The sequence below is a fragment of the Clostridium sp. DL1XJH146 genome, from assembly GCF_054819755.1.
In genome coordinates, this window is the sequence record NZ_JBTVVN010000034.1 from 13,065 (window position 1) to 36,453 (window position 23,389).

The 23,389-nt window shown below is 28.5% G+C and carries 17 protein-coding genes; 2 read left to right on the plus strand and 15 right to left on the minus strand.

What is annotated here, in order from left to right; translation table 11 throughout:
• Positions 1-477: 477 nt before the first annotated feature.
• The 12 genes from ACVHXK_RS14440 to ACVHXK_RS14495 form a co-directional block, all read right to left on the minus strand.
• The gene (locus ACVHXK_RS14440; protein WP_461207114.1) at positions 478-1,605 is read right to left on the minus strand and encodes a glycosyltransferase family 4 protein; all 1,128 of its coding nucleotides are present in this window, start codon (positions 1,603-1,605) and stop codon (positions 478-480) included.
• Between the two features lie 315 nt (positions 1,606-1,920).
• Complete coding sequence (locus ACVHXK_RS14445; protein ID WP_461207115.1) at positions 1,921-3,360, minus strand: oligosaccharide flippase family protein; 1,440 nt, start codon at positions 3,358-3,360, stop codon at positions 1,921-1,923.
• A 35-nt stretch (positions 3,361-3,395) separates the two neighbouring features.
• Entirely contained in the window at positions 3,396-4,496 is a 1,101-nt protein-coding gene (locus ACVHXK_RS14450) for a glycosyltransferase family 4 protein (RefSeq protein WP_461207116.1), read from the minus strand.
• Positions 4,497-4,540: 44 nt separating this feature from the next.
• Positions 4,541-5,680 (minus strand): glycosyltransferase family 4 protein, encoded by a 1,140-nt coding sequence (locus ACVHXK_RS14455; protein ID WP_461207117.1) that lies wholly within the window; start codon positions 5,678-5,680, stop codon positions 4,541-4,543.
• Between the two features lie 199 nt (positions 5,681-5,879).
• Complete coding sequence (gmd, locus tag ACVHXK_RS14460) at positions 5,880-6,941, minus strand: GDP-mannose 4,6-dehydratase (RefSeq protein WP_461207118.1); 1,062 nt, start codon at positions 6,939-6,941, stop codon at positions 5,880-5,882.
• A gap of 119 nt (positions 6,942-7,060) precedes the next feature.
• A complete protein-coding gene (locus ACVHXK_RS14465; RefSeq protein WP_461207129.1) occupies positions 7,061-7,672 on the minus strand; it encodes a sugar transferase in 612 nt (203 codons plus the stop codon).
• A gap of 1,040 nt (positions 7,673-8,712) precedes the next feature.
• Positions 8,713-10,035: an aspartate kinase gene (locus tag ACVHXK_RS14470; protein ID WP_461207119.1), complete on the minus strand. Its 1,323-nt coding sequence runs from the start codon at positions 10,033-10,035 to the stop codon at positions 8,713-8,715.
• Between the two features lie 340 nt (positions 10,036-10,375).
• On the minus strand, positions 10,376-11,578 hold the full coding sequence (locus ACVHXK_RS14475; RefSeq protein WP_461207120.1) for a pyridoxal phosphate-dependent aminotransferase: 1,203 nt from the start codon (positions 11,576-11,578) through the stop codon (positions 10,376-10,378).
• Positions 11,579-12,206: 628 nt separating this feature from the next.
• Complete coding sequence (locus tag ACVHXK_RS14480) at positions 12,207-13,481, minus strand: uracil-xanthine permease family protein (RefSeq protein WP_461207121.1); 1,275 nt, start codon at positions 13,479-13,481, stop codon at positions 12,207-12,209.
• A 746-nt stretch (positions 13,482-14,227) separates the two neighbouring features.
• Complete coding sequence (locus ACVHXK_RS14485) at positions 14,228-15,106, minus strand: fumarylacetoacetate hydrolase family protein (RefSeq protein ID WP_461207122.1); 879 nt, start codon at positions 15,104-15,106, stop codon at positions 14,228-14,230.
• A 161-nt stretch (positions 15,107-15,267) separates the two neighbouring features.
• Positions 15,268-16,227: an AEC family transporter gene (locus ACVHXK_RS14490; protein WP_461207123.1), complete on the minus strand. Its 960-nt coding sequence runs from the start codon at positions 16,225-16,227 to the stop codon at positions 15,268-15,270.
• Between the two features lie 252 nt (positions 16,228-16,479).
• The gene (locus ACVHXK_RS14495) at positions 16,480-16,818 is read right to left on the minus strand and encodes a hypothetical protein (RefSeq protein ID WP_461207124.1); all 339 of its coding nucleotides are present in this window, start codon (positions 16,816-16,818) and stop codon (positions 16,480-16,482) included.
• Positions 16,819-17,329: 511 nt separating this feature from the next.
• Here ACVHXK_RS14495 and ACVHXK_RS14500 point away from each other — a divergent pair.
• Complete coding sequence (locus ACVHXK_RS14500) at positions 17,330-18,148, plus strand: YihY/virulence factor BrkB family protein (protein WP_461207125.1); 819 nt, start codon at positions 17,330-17,332, stop codon at positions 18,146-18,148.
• Between the two features lie 166 nt (positions 18,149-18,314).
• Positions 18,315-19,544 (plus strand): S1C family serine protease, encoded by a 1,230-nt coding sequence (locus ACVHXK_RS14505; RefSeq protein ID WP_461207126.1) that lies wholly within the window; start codon positions 18,315-18,317, stop codon positions 19,542-19,544.
• Between the two features lie 81 nt (positions 19,545-19,625).
• Here the strand turns inward: ACVHXK_RS14505 and ACVHXK_RS14510 are convergent, their stop codons facing one another.
• The 3 genes from ACVHXK_RS14510 to ACVHXK_RS14520 all read right to left on the minus strand — a co-directional run bounded on the left by ACVHXK_RS14510 (position 19,626) and on the right by ACVHXK_RS14520 (position 23,115).
• Positions 19,626-21,137 (minus strand): sensor histidine kinase, encoded by a 1,512-nt coding sequence (locus tag ACVHXK_RS14510; protein WP_461207127.1) that lies wholly within the window; start codon positions 21,135-21,137, stop codon positions 19,626-19,628.
• A complete protein-coding gene (locus ACVHXK_RS14515; RefSeq protein WP_461207130.1) occupies positions 21,137-21,814 on the minus strand; it encodes a response regulator transcription factor in 678 nt (225 codons plus the stop codon). The genes ACVHXK_RS14510 and ACVHXK_RS14515 overlap by 1 nt, the downstream gene beginning before the upstream one ends.
• A gap of 371 nt (positions 21,815-22,185) precedes the next feature.
• Positions 22,186-23,115 carry an ArsA family ATPase gene (locus tag ACVHXK_RS14520; protein WP_461207128.1) on the minus strand — a complete coding sequence of 310 codons (930 nt, stop codon included), beginning with the start codon at positions 23,113-23,115 and terminating at the stop codon, positions 22,186-22,188.
• Between the last annotated feature and the right edge of the window lie 274 nt (positions 23,116-23,389).

The window sequence follows — 23,389 nt, forward strand, 5'->3', positions numbered from 1 at the left end:
TATGAACTTTATCTTTAAATTGCTGTTGAAATTTTATCAGCCGATTAAAACTATCTTACAAAAACAAATCAAGGCATTATTTATCTAAATTTCTTTTGAAATTATTAAAATACATTATGACATTAATAAAAATCTACCTAAAAATTAATCAGATAAAGGGCTTAGATATATGCTTATCTGCGATACTTGTGACTTAAAAACAAAGTTTAAATTTAACACACCTGAAGAAAAAAAATAAGAATTCTACATTGCTTCATTAAACCCATTAATAATGACTAATTAATAGGTTTTTATTATTCTCTTTTTAACACTATTTTTCTAATTTAAAAGCATGTTTTAGATTTTATCAATTCTGTAAGTATCTAAATTTATATTAAATAAACAAATTTATCTATAATTTTTTGAAATCTATAATTTCTATCTTTTCTTAATTGAATTCAATACAACTCATTCCGACATAGTCAACTAAATAAATATTCATACTAATTCTTTGTAAATCTCACATAATTTTTCTACTGATTTTTGCCATGTGAATTTAGTACACTGTTCTTTTCCTTTTATAATCATTTCTCTTCTTAATTTGCTATCATTTAAGACATTTTTAATTGCTTTATAAATACTGTTGACATTCTTAGGATCTATCAAAACAGCTGCATTTCCAGCAACTTCTGGTAATGACGATGAACTTGATGTTATAACAGGTACACCTGATGCCATAGCTTCTAACACAGGGATACCAAATCCTTCATATAAGGAAGGAAATATAAATGCCTTACTATTTTTATAAATCTCGGGTTTATCTGACTCATCCACATAGTTTGTAAAAACAACTTCTTTATTAATATTTAACTCTTTAACTTTATTAAAAATATCATCGTACATCCAACCTTTTTTCCCAGCGATTACTAATTTAATATCATCTGTATTACTTTTTTTATACATCGAAAATGCTTCTATAAGTAAGCTAATATTCTTTCTCGGTTCTAACGTCCCTAAATATAACAGATATTTATCTGGAAGGTTATATTTATTTTTTATTTGACTGTATTTAGAATAATCAGTGCCTGTTACATATGGTGCAATATCTACCCCAGGGTATACTACTTTTATTTTATTGGAATCTATGTTTGTATATTCAATAATTTCTCTTTTTGCATTCTCAGATATGGTTATTACTATATTTGCTCTTTTTACTGATCGTTCAACATTTTTCTCTAAATATTCAAGATTTTCTTTTTCCATAGTCTCTGGGAATTTCTTATAAACCATATCATATACCGTAACAATAACTTTCCCTTTTATTTTATACGGAACAGTAAAACTAAAAAAATGATGTATATCAACTTTTTCTTTAAATAAATTATTATATGGAATTATTTTACTTATACGTTTATATACCCTATAAGGTAAAATGGCTCTATCAATCTTTATATCAATATCTAAATCACTTAATTCATTCTTAATATTTCCTAACTTTAGAAAAGAAATAACTTGAGCTCTAATCTCAAAATCACTTTTACCTAGACCACTTACAATATTATATACATAAAATCCAATACCTGTTTTATTAGAATGCAACGGCCCTAAATCCAAACCAATTTTCATATATTTCCTCCAATTAAATATAAATTATCATAATATTTAAAACTAATTTAAAAATTTAGAATTAACTTTCGAGATTATACTTATTAATTTTTCAATTAATTCATTCACTTTATATTTCAATGGCTATATTTAAGCTTTAAAAATATAATAATATCCGAAAAATGTTTTATTTTATAAAAAATTCTATATCACAACAAAAAAATGTTGTAAATAAAAAACTCACTTTTCGTAATATAAATTTAATATTTGATAGATATCTTACATATCTTACATATTTTCTAATAACCTAATAAAAAGTAATTGAAACTAAAATATTTAGAAAGTTCCTCTACTTATGAAATTTGATATTTTTTGTAGAATTTCAAAAACAATATCATTTTTCAAAATATATTGAATACTTAAATAAACAATAATACCTACAAAAATCTGTACTAGAGTAGTAATAAATCCTATTCCAATGGAAATACCTATAACTCTTATCACCACAAACATTACTAAACTTGCAACTACATTTTTATGTATTCCTTTAAACATACTTCTAAATGGCAAAAATTTTCTCATCATAAATATTGTTATTAACATTCCTATTAACTCCGCAAATACAGAAGCTATTGACGCCCCGATAGCTTTAAATCTCTGAATTAATATAACATTTAGAATAATATTAGTAATAGCTCCTGCTACAGGAGAAATTGTTACAAGTTTTTCTTTTCCCATAGGTATCATCAATTGAACACCGATAATATTCCCCCAAGGTATAATGATTAAAATTGGAGCAATAACATATACTAACACAATAACATTATTGAACTCGGTACCAAAAAACCATGGTACAAACTCACTTATTATTCCACATAAACCAAATATCATTGGGACAGTTATAAAATTAGTCATTACAAACATTTTACTTATATATTCTTTTATTTTTAAAAAATCTTTTTTAACAAATAAATTCGAAATCCTTGGTATCATAACCACTGTTGTAGATGTTACAAGTGTCAGCACTAACCTTACCAATTTCTGAGCCATCTCGTAAATACCCACTTCTGTAGTTGTAGAAAGGACGCCTAACATTGTCTTGTCTAAATATAAATATATTTCTGTTGCTACTTGAAGTAAAAAAAGGGTTACGATAGGTCGAAAATGAGTCTTTATATCTTCAAAGTTTACTCTTACTCTATAAATAAATTTAGGCACTTCAATCCACAATAATATCTGTCCAACAAATGCGGTTGTTAATATAATTAAAATATATATCCATAAATCATTAACGTCTTTAACTAACGTAAATATTAATACTATACTTAAAGCCCTCATAAGCAAATTTCTAAATAAAATAGTTTTTATTTTTTCTAACCCAGTAATCAACCATGATATATCTACCGCTACTGTAGCAAAGTTAATCATTCCAATTAAATAAAACATTTTATACTCCTGGGTTTTTGTAAATACAAAAACACAAAACACAAGCCAACTAACAAATGTTGTAAATATCTTTATATAAAAAATACTCATAAAGGTTTTACTCATTTCCAATTTATTGTCTTTAACATAAGCAATAGCTCTGCTTCCATATAAGTTGACACCTAAAACAGACGTCAGTATAAAGTAGTGCGTAACTGAATCAGTAAAAGAATAAATTCCTATCCCTTTTGTTCCTAAAACTCTCGATATATACGGTATTGTAATAAATGGTAATATTACAATTATAATCTGATATATCGCATTATAAATCAAATTTTTTTTTAAGCCCATTTAATTCATTTTCCTTTCAAAAATAGATAAGTTATTTATTCCAATTCAGGACTTTCACTTTGCAATAATTCATCATAAATCTTATTTATATTATTAATCATATTTTCCACTTTAAATTTTTCAACTCTAATCTTGCCTTGTTTTATTAACCTACTCGATAAATTCTTATTGTGCAAAACACAACTAATTGCTTCTTTTATTTCAAAATAATTAGTCGGATCAACTAATATTGCAGCATTACCTACAATTTCTGGAATAGATGTTGTTTTCGAAGTTATTACTGGCGTACCACATGCCATAGCTTCTAAGGGTGGTAAGCCAAAGCCCTCATAAATTGATGGATAAACAAATACCTCTGCATAATTATATAGCATAACTAACTCTTCATCACTCACATATCCTGTAAATACTATTTCTTTATATTCATCTCCAGTAGAGCTACTCTTACTTTTCCAATCCTCACCAACAATAATCAGTTTAATATCATCTTCATTCTCAATTTTATACAATTGAAATGCTTTTATAAGAGTATCACTATTTTTCCTAAACTCTTTTGCCCCTATGCCTAATATATAATGTTGATTTTCAGATAATCCAAACTTACTATAAAGAAATTTCTTTTTTTCTGTATCAATTTCGCGAAAATGTTGTTCAATAGTAAGGTAGACTACCTTTATTTTATTTTCATCAACTTTTAAATGCTTAATTATATCTTTTTTAGAAAATTCCGAATCAGTAATAATAATATCAGAAGTTCGTATTGCTATCCATAATGGTACTCTATAAAATAATAACCACCTAAAATTATTCTTAAAATATTCTTTTTTATATATATATGGAATTATATCATGGATTGTTGTGATATATTTACAAACCTTTATTAAAGGCATTGCTGACTCTTTTGTTGCATGATACACATTTGCTTTTTTTCTGTATAGCTTATAAGGTAATACTATTTGATTCCAAAAATGGTATTTAATCTTATCGATAACTTTACTGTTATTGTCAACCACGCCGTCTATTTCATTGTAAGAATACAATTCCTCTAGTTTAAGATGTTCTCTTAAATTTTTCGTATAACTATAAATACCATTTCCTTTTATTCTAATTGGTCTAATATCAAATATAATTTTCATAATTTTCTTCCTTTTATATCATTTTGTTCTATAAAATTTTCTGATTACTCTCTATTCCTTTCAAAAACTTCTAAATATTGATTAGCTGTTGCTTGCCATTTAAAGTCATTACTTCTTCCAGAGCAGTATAATTTCATCAAATTATATAACTTTTCATTATTATAAAGAGAAATAACCTTTGTATATAGTTCAGTAGAATCTGTAGCATTAAATTTCAGCTCATTTAATTCAACAATTTCATCCAATGAAGAACTACGTGAAACTAAGGTAACGGCATTCATTTTCATAGCTTCAATTACAGGTAATCCAAACCCCTCGTATATTGATGGGAATATAAAAGCAAAACACTTCTCCATAAGATAATATTTTTCTTCATTTGAAACGTAATCAAAATAGAAAATATCTTCTTTATATAAATGATTATTCATTTGTTTTACAAATTTTTCTGTTTTCCATCCCATTTTACCACACAGTACAAGTTTTAAATTTATATCTCTTCTTATTTTAGTAAAAGCATCTAATAATACAATTAAATTTTTCCTTGGCTCTATTGTCCCTACATATAACAAAAAATTTCCTTCTTGGATAAAATCAAAACTATATAATCTTTTACAGGTGACTCCATTCTTTAAAAATGATTTTTTTATATCTTCTACTCCAAGATAAATAACTTTAACATCATATTCTTTAATTGTTTTACCAAAATATTTTATTACACCTGTTTTAGTAGAATTAGAAATTGCTAGTACTTTATCTGAGGTTTTTATCGAATATGGAACTAGTAACCAACTTAATACTAAATTATATAAAGTAGTTGTTCTTGGAAATTCATAGTATACAAAATCTAAAACAGTAATAACTTTGTATATATTATCATCTAATGCTAAAGGCATAATATGTTGTGTTGCCCAGAAAACATCTAACTTTATTTCATTTTCATTTAAATATTTACCAAGTTTAAAAAAGTACCAAAACGTCTTTTTCAACAAAATCCCATCACTATATTCTACAATATTGATATTATCATACTTTTCACAATCCTTTAAAAATACTTTTCTATCTGAAAATAAATAATATGTATTTTCTTTGTCAACTTTTACAAGGTTTAAAATTAAATTTTCAACATAGAAACCTATTCCAGTCTTCTTTTTTATTAAAGATCTTGCATCTATTCCAATGTTCACAAAACATCTCCTTTTTTACACAATAAATTTTAATTTTTTTACTCTAGAATTATGTTAACTTAATTCGATCTACTATTTGCCAAATTATTATTCTCTGTATCGATTGTAACAAGGTGCCTAACTATATTAAATACAGAAAAGCACCCTTATTTATTGCTAGCATTATAAAAATTTTTAAAAACTAGTTATACGTATTTAACTACTTATTATCAACAGTACTTGCAACTTCTTTAATAGTATTGTACTCCATCTCATAAGTAGCTTTATTAATATCTTCTTTAACCATCTTATCCACTAGTTCTGTAAACCCAATTTTTAATTGCCATCCTAAATTGTTTTTTGCTTTTTCTGGAGAACCTAACAATAATTCTACTTCAGACGGTCTATAAAACTTAGGATTAATTTTGACTATAGTTTTTCCTGTTTTTGCATCTATCCCTATTTCTTCAACCCCAGTTCCCTTCCACTTAACCTCAACATCTACACATTTAAAGGCTAATTCTACAAATTCTCTTACTTTGTGCGTTTCACCAGTAGCAATAACATAATCCTCTGCTGATTCTTGTTGTAACATAAGCCACATTGCTTCAACATAATCTTTTGAATGGCCCCAGTCTCTTTTAGCATCAAGATTTCCTAATTCCAAACAATCTTGAAATCCTAATTTAATTCTTGCAACAGCATTTGTAATTTTTCGTGTAACAAACTCTATTCCTCTTCTTTCTGACTCATGATTAAACAAAATTCCAGAGCAAGCATACATATTATAACTCTCTCTATAATTAATAGTAATCCAATGACCATACAATTTAGCAACACCATATGGACTTCTAGGATAAAAAGGTGTCTTTTCAGTCTGAGGAATTTCTACCACCTTACCAAACATCTCACTTGTTGAAGCCTGATAAAACCTTGCAGATGGTTTAACAATTCTAATTGCTTCTAATATATTAGTTACACCAATAGCATCAATATCTGCAGTAGCTAATGGTTGCTCCCATGATGTACCAACAAAAGATTGTGCAGCCAAATTGAAAACTTCATCTGGTTTCGAAATCTTAATTGCATTGATCAATGATGTTAAATCAGTCATATCACCGTAAATAAATTGAATATTGTCTTTGATATGTTCAACATTTCCATAATCAGCGGTACTTTTTCTTCTTATAAGGCCATATACCTCATAATTTTTTTCTAGTAATAATTCAGCTAAATATGACCCATCTTGCCCTGTTATACCTGTAATTAATGCTCTTTTCATAAGAAACAACTCCTTTAATATGTTAAAATATTATAAATATTTTTATAAACTTCATAAAATTTTTCAATTCACAAATTTTCATTTATTGTATTGTTAATTCTTCATATGGCAAAATGTCCTTACTTAGCGTTCTTATCCCCAAATAATACCTTGATTGTAATAAAAATCAACTTTATATCAAGCCAAGTACTTCTCTCTTTCAAATACTTATTATCCAATTTCATCCAATCATCAAAGTCTATATCATTTCTCCCCATTACTTGCCAAAAGCAAGTGAGTCCTGGTTTAGCTAAAAGCTTGTCTTTATGCCAATTCTCAAATAAAGCAATCTCTTTCGGAAGATTCGGCCTTGGCCCAACAATTGACATTTCGCCTTTTAATACATTAACCAATTGAGGCAATTCATCAAGACTTGTTTTTCTAATAACCTTCCCTACTTTTGTAATCCTAGGATCATCAGTCATCTTAAACATAGGCCCTGACATTTCATTTTTGTCTTTAAGTTCACAAAGTTTGTCCTCTGCATCAACACACATAGATCTAAGCTTGTACATTTTAAAGGTATTTCCATATTGCCCTACTCTTTCTTGAGCAAAAATCAAAGGGCCTTTGGAATCTAATTTTATTAAAATAGCTACTATTAATAAAACTGGACTTAATATAATTAATCCCATTAAAGAACCAACTACATCAATCAATCTTTTAATAAAATAGTATCCAATCCTCTTCATATATTGGTTTGAAATCTCAACCACATAATCTTCACTTTCTTCATAGTCTAAAGAAAAGGTATTCTCCACCTTATCCATCTAACTCCCCCTCAAAACAAAATTAATAAACCTCTGTCAATTAAACAAAACCACAAACATTATACCTCATTACTATTAAAAAACAGTTAAATTTTATTTACAATAATTTTCTCAATGAAAAATAATCAAAAATTGGTTTTCATGCTATTATCATTGGAATAATATTTTTTTACTTATTTACATTTCATTCATATTACTTGTACAAAATCATTCTCCTATTTACTACTAAAATAATGCACACAGCGACACGACAATTATATCATATTTACTAAAATTAAAAAAGTAAACTCTAATTATTAAATTAAATTAATAATTAAAGTAAATTATTTCAATTTTGTTATGTTTTGTCGACAGAATTAAATGCAAACCAACAATTCAATTAACTGTCCTATACAACCGTAAACGGCTTGAATGCTATCTTTCTATTGACAGCTAATTTTATTAAAATAATATTATTATATTTCACATTAAATTTTACCTTATTTTATTTACATTTATTTAATCAAATTCAACAAGGTATTTTTCACTTACTTTTATTTGTAAACTATATTCATCATTAACTATTCAATATAATTATTAACATTTTGTTAATGATTCATCTCTTCTTTTGATTTTCTTGATAATTTTGCGTTATCATCACTTTATTTTAGCAATATATACCTATATATTCATTATATTCTTATTATCAAATACCAATCAAACAAATACTATTTATACAACATATCACCATAACACACGCAAATTATCAAACAATACAACAAAAGAATTTCCTAGCAAGCTAAAAAATTCTTTCATTGTACACTATAAAGTTTTTCATTTCAATTTCAATAATCTTATCTATATTTCACTTTTATCATTTATCTTTTATCTTTTGATTATGCATCTAGCATTCTTCACTTGAAATTTTCTTTTGAACTCAATTGCAAACTGCACATTGCAAATTACAAATTGCAAATTTCTTTTTACTGAAACGCCCCATAAATAGCCTTTATAGCCCCTTCAAAGTCTGAGTTATCAACTCCAATTATTATATTCATCTCTGAAGATCCTTGATCAATCATTCTTATATTGATATTACTACTCGCTAAAGCGTTAAATACCTTAGCTGAAACACCAACTGTTTGGGCCATGCCTCTACCTACTGTTGCGATTAGAGCCATGTTTGGTATTACTTGTATTGCATCTGGCATGCATGTTCTTTTAATTTCTTTTATAACTCTATCCAATTTTCCGTCTAGGTTACAATCATCTACTACCACGCACATAGTATCAATTCCTGATGGAGTATTTTCGTATGAAATACCATAGCTTTCAAATACAGATAGCAGTTTTCTACCAAAACCTATTTCTGCATTCATTAATGTTTTTTCTACAGCTATTACAGTAAAGTTCTTTCTGCCCGCAATACCTGTTATTGTATTTTTATTCTCTACCTGATTTTCTCCTACTATTAATGTACCTTTATCTTCTGGTTTGTTTGTATTTTTTATATTAATAGGGATTCCGTCTTCTAATACTGGAAATACAGCATCCTCGTGAAGTACAGAGGCTCCCATATATGATAATTCTCTCAATTCCTTGTATGTTATCTTCTCTATTGGTTTTGGATTTTCTACTATTCTAGGATCTGTCATCAAAAATCCTGAAACGTCTGTCCAGTTTTCATATAGTACAGCACCGCAGCAATGTGCAATTATTGAACCTGTTACATCTGAACCACTTCTTGTAAATGTCTTTATTTCTCCATCTGGCTTAGAACCATAAAAACCTGGAATGACTATACCTGAACCTTCACAAGGACAAGAAACTATATTCTTAAAAGACTTTTCAGTTTCTTCTTTATCATAACATCCTGATGCATCAAATTTTATAATTTTATCAGAATCCACAAACAAGAAACCTAAATAGACCGAAAGTACAACACCATTTAAGTACTCACCTCTACTAGCAGCATAATCTTCGCTAGCGCCATTTGCTATATTTTCTTTAACTTCATTTAAATATTTATCAATATCAACTTCAATATTTAATCCATTAACTATACCTCTATATCTATCTTCAATTAATTTATAAACTTGATCAAAAGGTATGTTTTGTTTTGCATGGGCATGACATAAATAAAATAGGTCTGTAATCTTCTGGTCCTTACTATTTCTCTTACCAGGAGCAGATGGCACAACAAACCTTCTGTTTTTATCGCCTTCTATTATGCCCTTTACTTTTTTAAACTGCTCAGCACTAGCAAGGGAGCTGCCCCCAAACTTAGCCACTATTAAATTGTTCATTTAAATGCCCCCGTTCTTTTTTTGTTTCTTATTTATAGTCTATTTTCATCTATAATATTGTTTTTATAAAAGTTATTGTCTTAATATTAGAGTGCACTTTGCAGAGTGCAGAGTGCAGTGAATGTTGATTCTCTCCTTTCGTCGAGAATCTTTGAATTAATTCAAAAATTTCCGAAGAATGAGTAAATCATCCTCAATTGCACATTGCAAATTGCTAATTGAAGTTTAAAGATTTTAACTGTAAACTGCAGTCTGTATACTATAAATATAATTAAATTAAAGATTTTCTGACGCAAGGAAGAAAATCCTCCTTAATTGTGCATTGTGCATTGTGCATTAATTAAATAGTTCTTCCCGGATACTCCATAAGTCCTTTATCAAGTATATTAATAGCTTTCTTAAGGTCTTCCTCTTTAAGGACATAAGCTATTCTAACTTCATTAACACCCATTCCTTCTGTCGCATAGAAGCCATCTCCTGGTGCCATCATTACTGTTTCACCATCTACATCAAAGTTTTCAAGTAGCCATATTATAAATTTTTCAGAACTATCTACTGGAAGTTTAACCATTGAGTAGAAAGCACCTTCTGGTTTACTGCATACAACACCTTCTATTTTGCTTAGACCTGCATATAGCACATCTCTTCTTTTCCTATATTCTTCATTTACTTCTTTCAAATAACTATCAGGAGTAGTATATAATGCAGCTGCTCCTACTTGTTCAAGCTCTGCTACTGAAAGTCTTGATTGGCACATTTTATATACTTGCTTTAAAAATTCCTTATCCTTACTAATCATACATCCAATTCTAGCACCACAAGCTGAATATCTTTTTGAAATACTATCTATTATAACGAGTCTATCATAGATTCTATCTATAGTACCAAAACTTGTGCAAGAATCAAAATCATATACAAACTCTCTATATACTTCATCAGCTATAACTGCAATGTCATGTTCTATAGCTATATCAGCTATCATTTCAATTTCTTCCTTTGTATACACTGTTCCAGTAGGATTTCCTGGGTTTGGAAGTAAAATTGCTTTTATAGTTGGATTTTTCTTAATAACTTCCTCAATAACTTCTTTCTTTGGCAAATGAAAACCATCTTCTGCCTTAGTTGGGATACCAGCCACATTCAATTCTAATGATTTAAAAATAGTATTGTAGTTTGCGTAATAAGGCTCTGCTACGAGTACAGTTTCACCTGCATCAAGCAAAGTAAGCAATGTTAATTGTAATGCTTCACTTCCACCACATGTTACTAAAATTTCTTCCTCTTCAAAATCCATACCGTAGTCTTTATAATAATTTTGAATAGCCTTAACTAATTCTGGTATTCCTCTTGAGGATACATAAGTTAATACTTCTTTTTTATAATTTTTTACTGCATCAAAAAATATGTCTGGTGTCTTAATGTCTGGTTGGCCTATATTAAGATGATATATTTTCTTTCCGTTCTTTTTAGCTTCCTCAGCATAAGGTATCAATTTTCTTACAGGTGAAGTCCCCACTCCGTTAATTCTTTTTGAACATTTCATTAATGTTGCCCCCTCTTTTTTTGTTGTGTTTAATTTTAGAATTCTGTTGTATGAAAAATATTAATTTTATATAAAATTTTGTTTTTATTGTTTTAATGTATTTACAATATTAAAATTATATTTCATTATCTACTTTATTTCAAGTGCCATTGCATAAATATACATGTTTCAGTTCACAGTTCAATTATAACCTAATGAAAATTTAATATAATTTTATTTTATTTTACTGACTCTATCTATAATATATACAAAACCCCTATTTATAAAACAAGAATCCATCACCCTCAGGCAAAAGATTCTTTTTTTATTAAACATTATGAAATCATAACTACACATTCATATCAAAATAATGCACATTAACTTATGTTTAAATATTTATTGTTTTTATTAATTGTTCTTTTAATTATTTCTTATCTTTTATCTTTTGAACTTATCTTTTATCTCTTGAACTTATCATTTGAACTTATCATTTGAACTTATCTCTTGAACTTATCTCTTGAACTTATCTTTTGAACTTATCTCTTGAACTTATCTCTTGAACTTATCTCTTGAACTTATCTCTTGAACTTATCTCTTGAACTTGATTGTGCATTGTGCATTGTGCATTGTAGATTGTGCATTGAATTAATTATGCTTCTTTATTATTCAACATCCAATTAACAAATATAAATATACCATTTATAAAAATTCCAACTATAGCTGCCAAACTTAATCCTGTTAAAGATACTACTGTTCCTGGAATGTGAACTCCTAAAGAAATCCCAGCATATTTTTGCAAATATGTTGTTCCAAGTCCTACTATTAAGATTGAAGCCATAACAATTATATTTTTTGCATTAAATTCTACATTATTATCTTTTATAGTTTTTACACCTATCAAAGAAATCATTCCAAATAACATGAATGAAATACCACCCATTACTGGTTGTGGAATTGAACTTAGAACTCCACCAACTTTTGCAACAAATCCAAGTATTATTGCAAAAACAGCTGCAAGTCTTAATATTGCAGGGTTGTAGTTCTTTGTGATTGCAAGTACACCAGTATTCTCACCATAAGTTGTATTTGCAGGTCCGCCTATGAAACCAGCAAATAATGTAGCAAGTCCATCTCCAAGTAATGTTCTATTTAAACCTGGGTCTTCTACAAAGTTTTTTCCTACTACTGTTCCATTAGTTGTAATATCTCCTATATGTTCCATAAATACTGCTATTACTACTGGTGCAATTATTGCAATTGCTCCTAATGCAAATTTTGGAGTAGTGAAGTTTGGTATTGCAAAGTAAGCTGCATCTGTTACTGTTGATGTATCTAAAATTCCAGAAAGTGCACAAATTAAGTATCCGATTGTTACAGCTATAAGAATTGCTAATTGCTTTACAAACCCTTTTGCAAATTTTGAAACTAATATTGCTACACTAAAAGTAATTATTGCTATTACTATGTTAACTCTTGCACTATCTATTGCTACTGGGATTAAACTCATTCCGATTACAATAATCATTGGACCTATTACATGTGAAGGTAAGATCTTTGATAATCTTTCAACACCTATTTTATTAATTAGTAATGATAGTAAAACATAAATTAAACCAGCTACCATAATTCCACCCTGAGCATATGCTAAATCACCAAATTGCTCTTTTACAATTAAAATAGGACCTATGAATGCGAAGGAAGAACCTAAAAATACTGGAACCTTTTTCTTTGTACAAAAGTGAAAAATCAAAGTTCCACACCCTGCTGCAACTAGTGCTACTGCTGGATCAAATCCTGTTAGTATAGGAACTAAAACCGTGGCCCCAAACATTGCAACTAAGTGCTGAAGAGCTAAGATTACTTTTTTTGATTGTGCTAAAAGTCCTTCTGTTTCATTTGATTTGTTAATTACGTTTTCTGTCATTATATTTCCCCCTTTGATATTTGAGCTCTATTTTTATAAAGCCATTTTTTAAGGAGAATTTCATTCTCCTTTTCAGCCTCTCTGGACTGATTTAAAGTATCTAATTTAAAAAAATTTATAAAAAAAGCTTCTTACCTGTGCTGGTAAGAAGCTATATACACGCATTTCTGCATAATATGCTTATGAAAACTTCCATCTTACCAGCCTCTCTGGACTGAATTAAAGATTATTATTTTTTTAAACCTAAATTATTATAGCACATTACTTTTATTTTCGCAACGAGAATTAATTTGCAATTACTGTATTTTTTCATAAGTATATTAATTAAATTATATATTTTCTAATATTAATCAATACTAATATCTTTCCTATATTTCAGTATTTTTTATATATAATATTTTTATGGTTATGTATAATTTTTGTTTTTCGGGGTATTATATATATTATCAGGCGGAATAGATTATTCCTAAATGATTATCTCGGAGGTGTCTCTATTGGATATTCATTGCGGCCGTTGCTATAACAACTACGCCGCTTAGAAATTAGTTATGTACCATTCTCTTATTATGCTAATTGAAACTTGTGATTTAGATACCAGATTATTTGATAAAATATCAACCTAACTGTTGTATTTTTACAAGAAAGGAATAATCGTTCCCCTGTTACCCTAAATGGGAAGGTAGGCTTAATTTGCCTACCTTTTTCATTTTCCAGACCAAAAAATATTTATCACACATCTCTTTTAATTATTTAACTGTATTAGCAAGCTCTCCTATTCCCTCAATGACACAGACAACTTCGTCTCCTTCATTGAAAAACTTAGGTGGTTTAAATCCCATACCTACCCCTGCAGGAGTACCAGTTGAAATTATATCTCCTACTTTTAAAGTAGTTTCTCTTGAAAAATCACTCAATGTAAATGGTATATCAAATATAAATTCTCTAGTATTAGAATTTTGTCTAAGTTCCCCATTAACATAAGATTTAATATCTAATTCAACAGGAAATCCTATTTCATCTTTTGTAACTATACAAGGTCCTATAGCGCAAGTTCCATCAACACTTTTTCCTCTAAACCATTGCACATGTTTAGCTTGTAGATTTCTTACAGATATATCATTTAATATTGTATATCCAAATATATAATCTTCAGCATCCTCTTTAGATATATTTTTACCTTTCTTTCCTATTATAAGAGCTAATTCAGCTTCATAATCTAAAGAATCAGTTAGTTCTTTATGTAAAGGAATTATTTCATTCGGTCCAACTGGCTCATCTACTAATTTGCAAAAATAAATTGGATCAGTTGGTATTCCACCTTTAAGGTCCATAGAACTAAGAACTTCATTTGCATGTTCTCTATAGTTTTTACCTAAGCAAATCACACCTCTTTTAGGGTCATCAACAGGAGATTTCAATATAACTTCATCCAAGTTTATATCATACTCTTCTAAGCCACAACTATTTATCTTATTTCTATAGTCAGATTCAAATTTTTCAACTATCTCCACATAATTAGTTGGTGCTTTCTCTCCAAAAATTTTTCCAAAAGAAAGTATTCTGCCATCTTCATTTAATACCCCATAATCCTCTTGCTCTTCTTTTACAAATCTTACAATTTTCATAAATAATCCTCCTTTTTTTTGTGGTAAGCTATATTTTAAAATTTTGATTATATTAAACTACTACTTTTAAAAGATAATTTGCAATTTGCAATGTTCAATAATTGCAAATTGCTAACTATAATCAGCACTCTTCATTATAAAAATAAGTTCTCTATGTATTATCATACAATCCCCACAGTCTTAAAGAAAAAGATAAATACTGTCATAGTTAATACCGAAAGAATTGTTGTGGTCATAATTATATTGGCGCTAAGATCCTTATCCCCATTCATTGCTGCCGTCATTATATAAGATACCGCTGCGCTTGGCACGCCGAAAAATAAATAAATCAATACTATATCTTCATTTGAAAAACCAATTGATATAGCTAGTACAACTGCTACCAATGGCATAATAACTAATTTTATTGAACTTGCTAAAAGAGCCGCCGCTAGACTTCCAACTGAATTTCGCAAGTTAAAAGAAGCACCTATAGTAATTAATGCAAGTGGAGTTACTACTGCTTTAAAATAACTCATTGTACTCGTTAAGATTAATGGTAACTCTATACCTATAATTGAAACAACAATACCTAAAAATATCGCAATAATCATTGGGTTCTTCACTATATTAATAAAAGCTGATTTAAGTGTATCTTTAATACTCACTTTTGCTTCTGTGCTTACATCTGTAAATGTAAGTATAATAACCGCTAATACATTAACTAAAGGTACGGCTAAAGCAATTATCAATGGCGTTTTCAATCCTATTGTTCCCGTTATATTTTCCATAAATGATAAACCTACATATAAAAAGTTGCCTCTATAAGAACCATGTATAAAAGCTCCCAGCTGAGATTTGTCTTTAATAAAGAATATGCCTATTAGCCAAATCACTATTACACTTATCAAAAGCCCCACTATAACAAAGGATATAAATACAGCATCAAAATATTCATCAAAAGAACTTTTTGACACATCATTAAACAACTTTATAGGAAGTGCAACATTGAATATAATGATATTAGCAGTTTTTATAAAGTTATCGTTTATTATTTTTTTCTCCTTTAAAATATACCCCATGCACATCACTAAAAATATAGGCATTACAATACTAATACTAAATATAAGATTATCTAACATAAACTTTCTCCTTGGTTTACTGCTTTATATTTCAAAATCATGTTAATATTAATATCATTGTTGTGTCCTTATATTATCTTTCTGCCAAATCTAGAACTTGTTTAATGATATTTTATCACAATAACTTCGTTTATGTTAAATATTTTTTAGCTATACAACAATTACCCTGTCTACATTTTAAAATTATACATAATCAAAAGAAGCTGGTCATTATCAAACTAACCTAACTTCTTCCTTTCTTTTTCACTTATATCAAGAAATATAAGATTTATTATCAAAGCCTAGATGCATCAGATAATGCTCATTGTTATCATGTGTAACATTTAAGTCAAAAAAACCATTCTCCATTTTTGGATGTACATATGTTTTTATCTTCTCTTCAAGTGTTTCTTCACTTTTAAAGCTATACTCTATATCTCCATCTTGAAACATCTCATTCAATACTTTTCTAGTCAAATGGATAAATTCTTTAGCATTATATTTAGCTTCTTCGGCAAGTAAGTTCCACTGTATTGCATCATTTATACTTCTTTCTGTAAAATCAGCCTCTGCAGACCCAAACTTTCCATTATATTTATAAAATACATGCATTCTATCAACCCTTTCTTTTTGTTTTATTATTAGGTATTGTTTTATTAATGCTCCTTGTTTCTTTCTCTTTAATTCTCTAATAATCTTTTAACACAATAAAGATTTTGCACAGCAAAATCTTTATTGTGCATTGTGCATTGTGCACTGTGCATTTGTTTTATCTAATGCATTATTCATTGCAATTATATTTTTCCCTCATTATAATTTTTCACAATTATCTATATAATTATGTACTAATTTTATAGGTTTAGTTTTATACTAATAAAAGAAATCAAAATACTGCAAAAATACAGCTAATGCTTTATAATTAAGTTTGTGAGAAAATAAAACATAATGAGGTTTTTTATGTTTTATGTTTTATGTTTTATGTTTTATGTTTTATGTTTTATGTTTTATACTTTATATTTTATGTTTTAACTGCACTCTGCACTCCATATTTTTAAAAAACTGCACTCCATATTTTTAAAAAAGCTGCACTCTTAAAACTATGTTAAAAAGAAAGGGTTTTTTTATGATTAATCAAAAAAAAATATTCAAATTTTTCCGGAAATTAAATAGAGATGATATATTAGCGCTAGCATCGCAACTAGCTTACAGTCTTTTGCTTTCTTTTTTCCCTTTTATTATTTTTTTACTTACGTTACTTGGTTACATTCCTATAGAAAGCACATCTGTTTTAAACAGTCTTAAAACAATATTGCCTAACACTGTTTTTGAACTCATTTATACTACTATAATAGAAATATTCGATTCCACAAACGGTAATTTATTGTCTATTAGTGCTATTATCACAATTTGGGCTTCATCTACAGGCATAAGTGCAATAATTAGAGGCTTAAATAAAGCCTACAGAGTCAAGGAGCGTCGTTCCTTCATTTCCGTTAAACTTATGTCTATTTTATGTACCTTTGGTTTAGCCTTGTTAATTATTTTTGCTTTTATCTTACTCGTTCTTGGTAATTTGATAGGCATAAAGGTTACTCTATGGCTAAATTTACCTTGGCAGTTAAACTTATTATGGGATTTACTACGATATCTTGTTTCATTATTTGCAATGATTTTTATTTTTGCACTAATTTACAAAGTAACTCCTACTATACGGTTAACTTTCATCCAGGTTCTACCTGGTGCAATTTTTACAACCGTTGGTTGGATTTTATCATCAATACTTTTCTCTTATTACGTCAATAATTTCAACAATTATTCCAGGCTCTATGGTGGAATCGGAGCCGTTATAGCCCTACTTTTATGGTTATATATTAGTTCACTTATAATCCTAATAGGCGGAGAGATAAATGCTTCATTAAATAAGGCAGAATTAAATTTATAATCACATTTTTTCACATTTTTTCACATTTTTTTTTATTTTTATTAACTTTCTTAACTTTTTTTTTAATTTATCTGACATATTAATGTAACAAATAATATTTATTATATTAAGTATAGACATAATAATCTAAATCTAATATTAATTACATTTTTACGGAGGTATAGTAATGGATAATTACAATGAAAATCTAGAAAATAATTCGCTAGAAAAAACACAGCCTGTAGAAATTCAATCTGTTGAAACACAACCTGAGGAAAAACTACCTAAGAAAAAGCATACAAAGCGTAGAGGAATTTTACCTCTAATAGCCATAGGATTAATATGCTCAATATCCGGTGGTGTTGTTGGTTCTTTTGCCACAGCTTTCTATTTACCTAAACTTGACCTAGCTCAAAATACAGCAACTTCAGATAATACAGACAATAGTACTACTGAAACAGTAAAAACTCCAGTTACTACTACTAATTATATTCCTTTATCAGTTTCAAATATTGCTAAACAAATTGGTCCAGCCGTTGTTGGCGTATCGACTTCATCAGTTACTGTAACTGATATTTTAGGAACTGCCGTTCCAACTGAAGGTTTTGGTTCTGGAATAATATTTAGTGAAGAAGGATATATATTAACAAACTATCATGTTGTAAATGGAGCAAAACAAATTAAAGTTATTTTTAATGATGGAGAATCAAAAGAAGTAGAAGCTAAACTTGTTAATTATAATGAAGAATTAGATGTAGCTGTAATTAAAGTAGTTGATGATATTGCAATGCCTGCTGTTGCTTCATTTGGAGATTCTGATAATCTTCAAGTAGGAGACCCTGTAATAGCTGTAGGAAATCCTCTCGGAAGACAGTTTCTTGGCTCTGTCACAACTGGCGTAGTTAGTGCTTTAAATAGAGAGGTTACAGTAGATGAAAATACCGCTGCTACTCAAACATATATACAAACAGATGCAGCTATAAACGAAGGTAACAGTGGTGGTCCACTTGTTAATATCTATGGTGAAGTAATAGGTATAAATAGTGCTAAAATAGCTGGTAGTGTTGTAGAAGGTTTAGGCTTTGCTATCCCTATTAATGATATTATGCCAATTATGAGCGAACTCATAAAGCCTATACTTACAATAGGAATTACTGTTCGAGATATAACAACTGACATATCTGAAAGATATAATATACCTGAAGGTGTTTACATTAAAGAAGTGGAAGAATTTAGTCCTGGTGAAAGAGCTGGATTAAAAACAGGCGATGTTATCATAAGCTTCGATGGCAAAACTGTTAAAACTACAGAGGAATTAAACACCTTAAAAGAACAGTACCAAGCCGGTGATGTTATAGAATTAGAAGTATTTAGAAACAACGAAACTATTAAAGTTAACTTAGAATTATCCGATTAATTCGAATATATACACTTCCCCTCTAAAAAACCTTGCATATCATCATGCAAGGTTTTTTTATTCTTTATTTACTGCTTATTTTTATTTGTATTTCAAGGTAAAATAAAACTTAACACCTAAATCTGTATTCTCAACTCCATAAGAACTTTTATGCAAATCCAAAATATTTTTTACTATTGAGAGACCAAGTCCTGTCCCTCCATAATTCTTATTACCCGATTTATCAATTCTATAAAACTTATTCCATATCATTTCCATTTCCTCTTTTGGAATAGTTTCACCTTCATTTTCCACTTCCACATATACCTGATTATTAACAATAGCAATATCTACATATATATTTTTATCACTCTTAGTGTATCTCACTGCATTAGTCATGTAATTATTTACTACTTTTTCTATCCTATTTTCATCACCATAAGCCAGTATAGAAAGGGACGGATCGTATTTAGCTATAATTCGTTTATTACCTTCATTTTCTGCAATAGGACTTAATTTTCTTATATATGAATTAACCATAGAAACTATATCAAACTGTTTTATATCAAGAGAAATACTTCCTGATTCAAATTTAGAAAGTTGCAACATATCATTTACTAAGTTACCCATTTTACGAGATTCATCTATAATTACTTCTATATAAAAATCTTTATCTTCTTCATCAAATATATTATCTTTTAGTCCTTCTGCATACCCTTCTATCAAACTTATTGGAGTTTTTAACTCATGCGAAACTGATGCTACAAATTCTCTTCTCATTTTTTCTAACTTTTTTTCTTTTTGGATATCATCTTTTAACTGCTCATTGGATTCTTTTAGTGAATTCAAAGCATCTTTAAGATTATCAGCTAAAAAATCTAAGGTTTTAGCTAAATATCCAATTTCATCATTTCTACCATTATCACATTTCTCCGTGAAATCTAATTGAGCCATTTTTTTCGCTTTTTTATTCAAATTGATAAGAGGAATGGAAATTAAATTTGAATAGAATATTGACAAAATCAATACTATTAAAATTGCAATTATGTAAAAATAAGAATAAAAATCATTTAAGACCCCAATAGTATCTTTTACTTCATTTAAAGGAGTTATCGCAAAAATTATTTTAACAGTTGTATTATTCTTTTTAATAGGTGAAATGCATACAAGATAATTAAAATCATAATACTCATTTTCAACAGTGTAAGTAATATCCTCTGAATTTTGAATATTTATTATGGAATCAGGCTTGGATATCCAATCTGTTATTATTGATTTAACATCGTTAAGCTTTGTAACATCTTTAACAGAATCCTCAAAATTGGTAATGTAGCTTAATGTGCCATCATTCTCAAGTATTACAATTTTAGCTTCGCTTTTTTGTTCAAAAGCCTTAATAATCTCAATAGTTCCTTTCCAATTATCAATTTCATTATAATATTCAAACTCAAATTCTTTTAATTCAGCCTTAAAATCATTTGTCTTCTTCCATGTGAAATATTTTTCAAAGAATACCGTTTGAAACACAACTTCAGAAACAATGAAGACTAAAAACATCAATAATGTAACTAAAATTAGTTTACGTCTAATGCTCTTTACTCTCTTTTTCTTCATTATTTCACCTCAAATTTATAGCCACTACCTCTTACTGTAACTATATATTGTGATTTATCCTTTAATTTTTCACGTAATCTTTTAACATTTGTATCGACAGTCCTAAGTCCACCAAAATAATCATAACCCCAGACCTTATCCAATATAGTTTCTCTTGATAAAGCTATTCCTTTATTTTTCGCAAAATAAATCAACAAATCATATTCTGTAGGAGATAAATATATTTCTTCATCATTCAACAAAACTTGATGCGATAATTCATTCAATATTAACCCATCGAAATTTAATTTATCATCTTTTTCTTTTTCATTACTATAAACTCTCTTCATAACCACTTTAACCTTCGCCACAAGAACCTTAGGACTAAAAGGTTTAGTTACATAATCATCTGTACCCAAATCATATCCTCTCAACTTATCTTCTTCTTCAGCTTTTGCTGTCAATATAATTATAGGTACATCAGAATTATCTCTGATACTCTTACAAACTGTCCACCCATCCATTACAGGCATCATTATATCTAAAATTACTAAATCAATTTTATTCTCTCTAAATTTTTTAAGTCCGTCTATCCCATTTTCAGCTTCAATACAATTAAACCCTTCTCTTTTCAAATAAGCATTTATTAATTTTCTCATTCTTTTTTCATCTTCAACAATCAATATATTGTTTTGCACGGTCTCCATATGCCCTCCTCTTTAATGCACAATTCATGATACAATACCTAATACACAAAATATAATGCACAATGCACAATGCACGATGCACAATTAAGGATGATTCTCCTCGTACCTCTGAGAATCTTTAACTAATTTAAAGACTTGTAAAGAACTCACTGTTATTTTAGCATATCAAAAAGTTTTCTTAAAAACTATCTTATCTAATTTTAACATATTTATAATAGTAAAAAACAGTTATATTTAATAGAATATTTCTATTAAATATAAGGCAACTTGCAATATTAAACTTAAATTTGCTTATTTAAACTGCATTATATATATCACCACAATTATAAATTAAGAAAAAAATAAACCCTTTAAACTTGGGTTTATTTATTAAAGAATTCTGCAATATCTTTAATATTGAATGCTCTCATATCAGAACTAAGCATAGGTATTTTTATAATATTCTTACCTTTAAAACTTTCGTTTATTTCTTGTAAATACTTTGTTTCTTGCTCTTTTTTCTTTTTAAAGAAATCATCTTCTATTTTTTCTGGGAAGATACGATTAACTACTAAAGTATCTACTTTAACATCATATTTCTCAAGCATAACTACAGCTTTCTTTGTTTCTTCTATAGGAAGTTTTTCTGCATTTAATACAAATATGAAGGACATTTTTTTATCATCAATCATTATTTTCTTAGCTTTTGTTACGTTGTCTAACCTTTTACTTAGAATTTGAATTACTTTATCTTCTTCAATTTCTTCTTGCTTCTTTTTACCATGATGATTCGCCATAGACATAAGTCCAAGTGCTTTCTTTCTTTTCACTATTAGAGTTTCAAGCCAAGAACCTAATAATTGTGGCAAACTTATCAGCCTAATTGTATGTCCTGTAGGAGCTGTATCAAATATTATTTGATCATACTCATCTACTTTTTCATTTATTATCTCAATCATTTTATCAAATAATGCAGCTTCTTCTGTACCTGGTGAAACCGCAGCCGCATCTATTTGTTTTTTAATTTCTTCAACTATGACAGGAGAAACTACATTTTTAAGATTTGCTTTTACTCCCTCCATATATTTCTTAGATTCAACTTCAGAGCTTATCTCTAAAGCATCTAAATTTTCTTCTATATTTATTATTTTTTCACCTATCTTCTTTTCAAAAATATCTGAAATAGAGTGTGCAGGGTCAGTAGACACAAGCAACGTTTTTTTACCACTAGATGCTGATGCTATAGAAAAAGCAGCAGAACATGTAGTCTTTCCAACGCCACCTTTACCCCCGAAAAAAACTATTTTATTCATAAATATCCTCCTTTATTAAACCTTTACTAGAACCTTAATGCACAATGCACAATTAACAATGCACAATTAAGGATGATTCTCTCCCTTTGGTCGAGAATCTTTAATTGAATATTTTGTGACTACAAGGAACAAAATCCTTCTTAATTGCAAATTGTATATCTTTTAATCTTTTAATCTTTTAATCTTTTAATCTTTTAATTGTGCATTGTGCATTGGTAGAGTAGGTCGGAGGCTCTCGCCTCTTTCCCCTCATCAAACCGTGCATGCGGTTTTT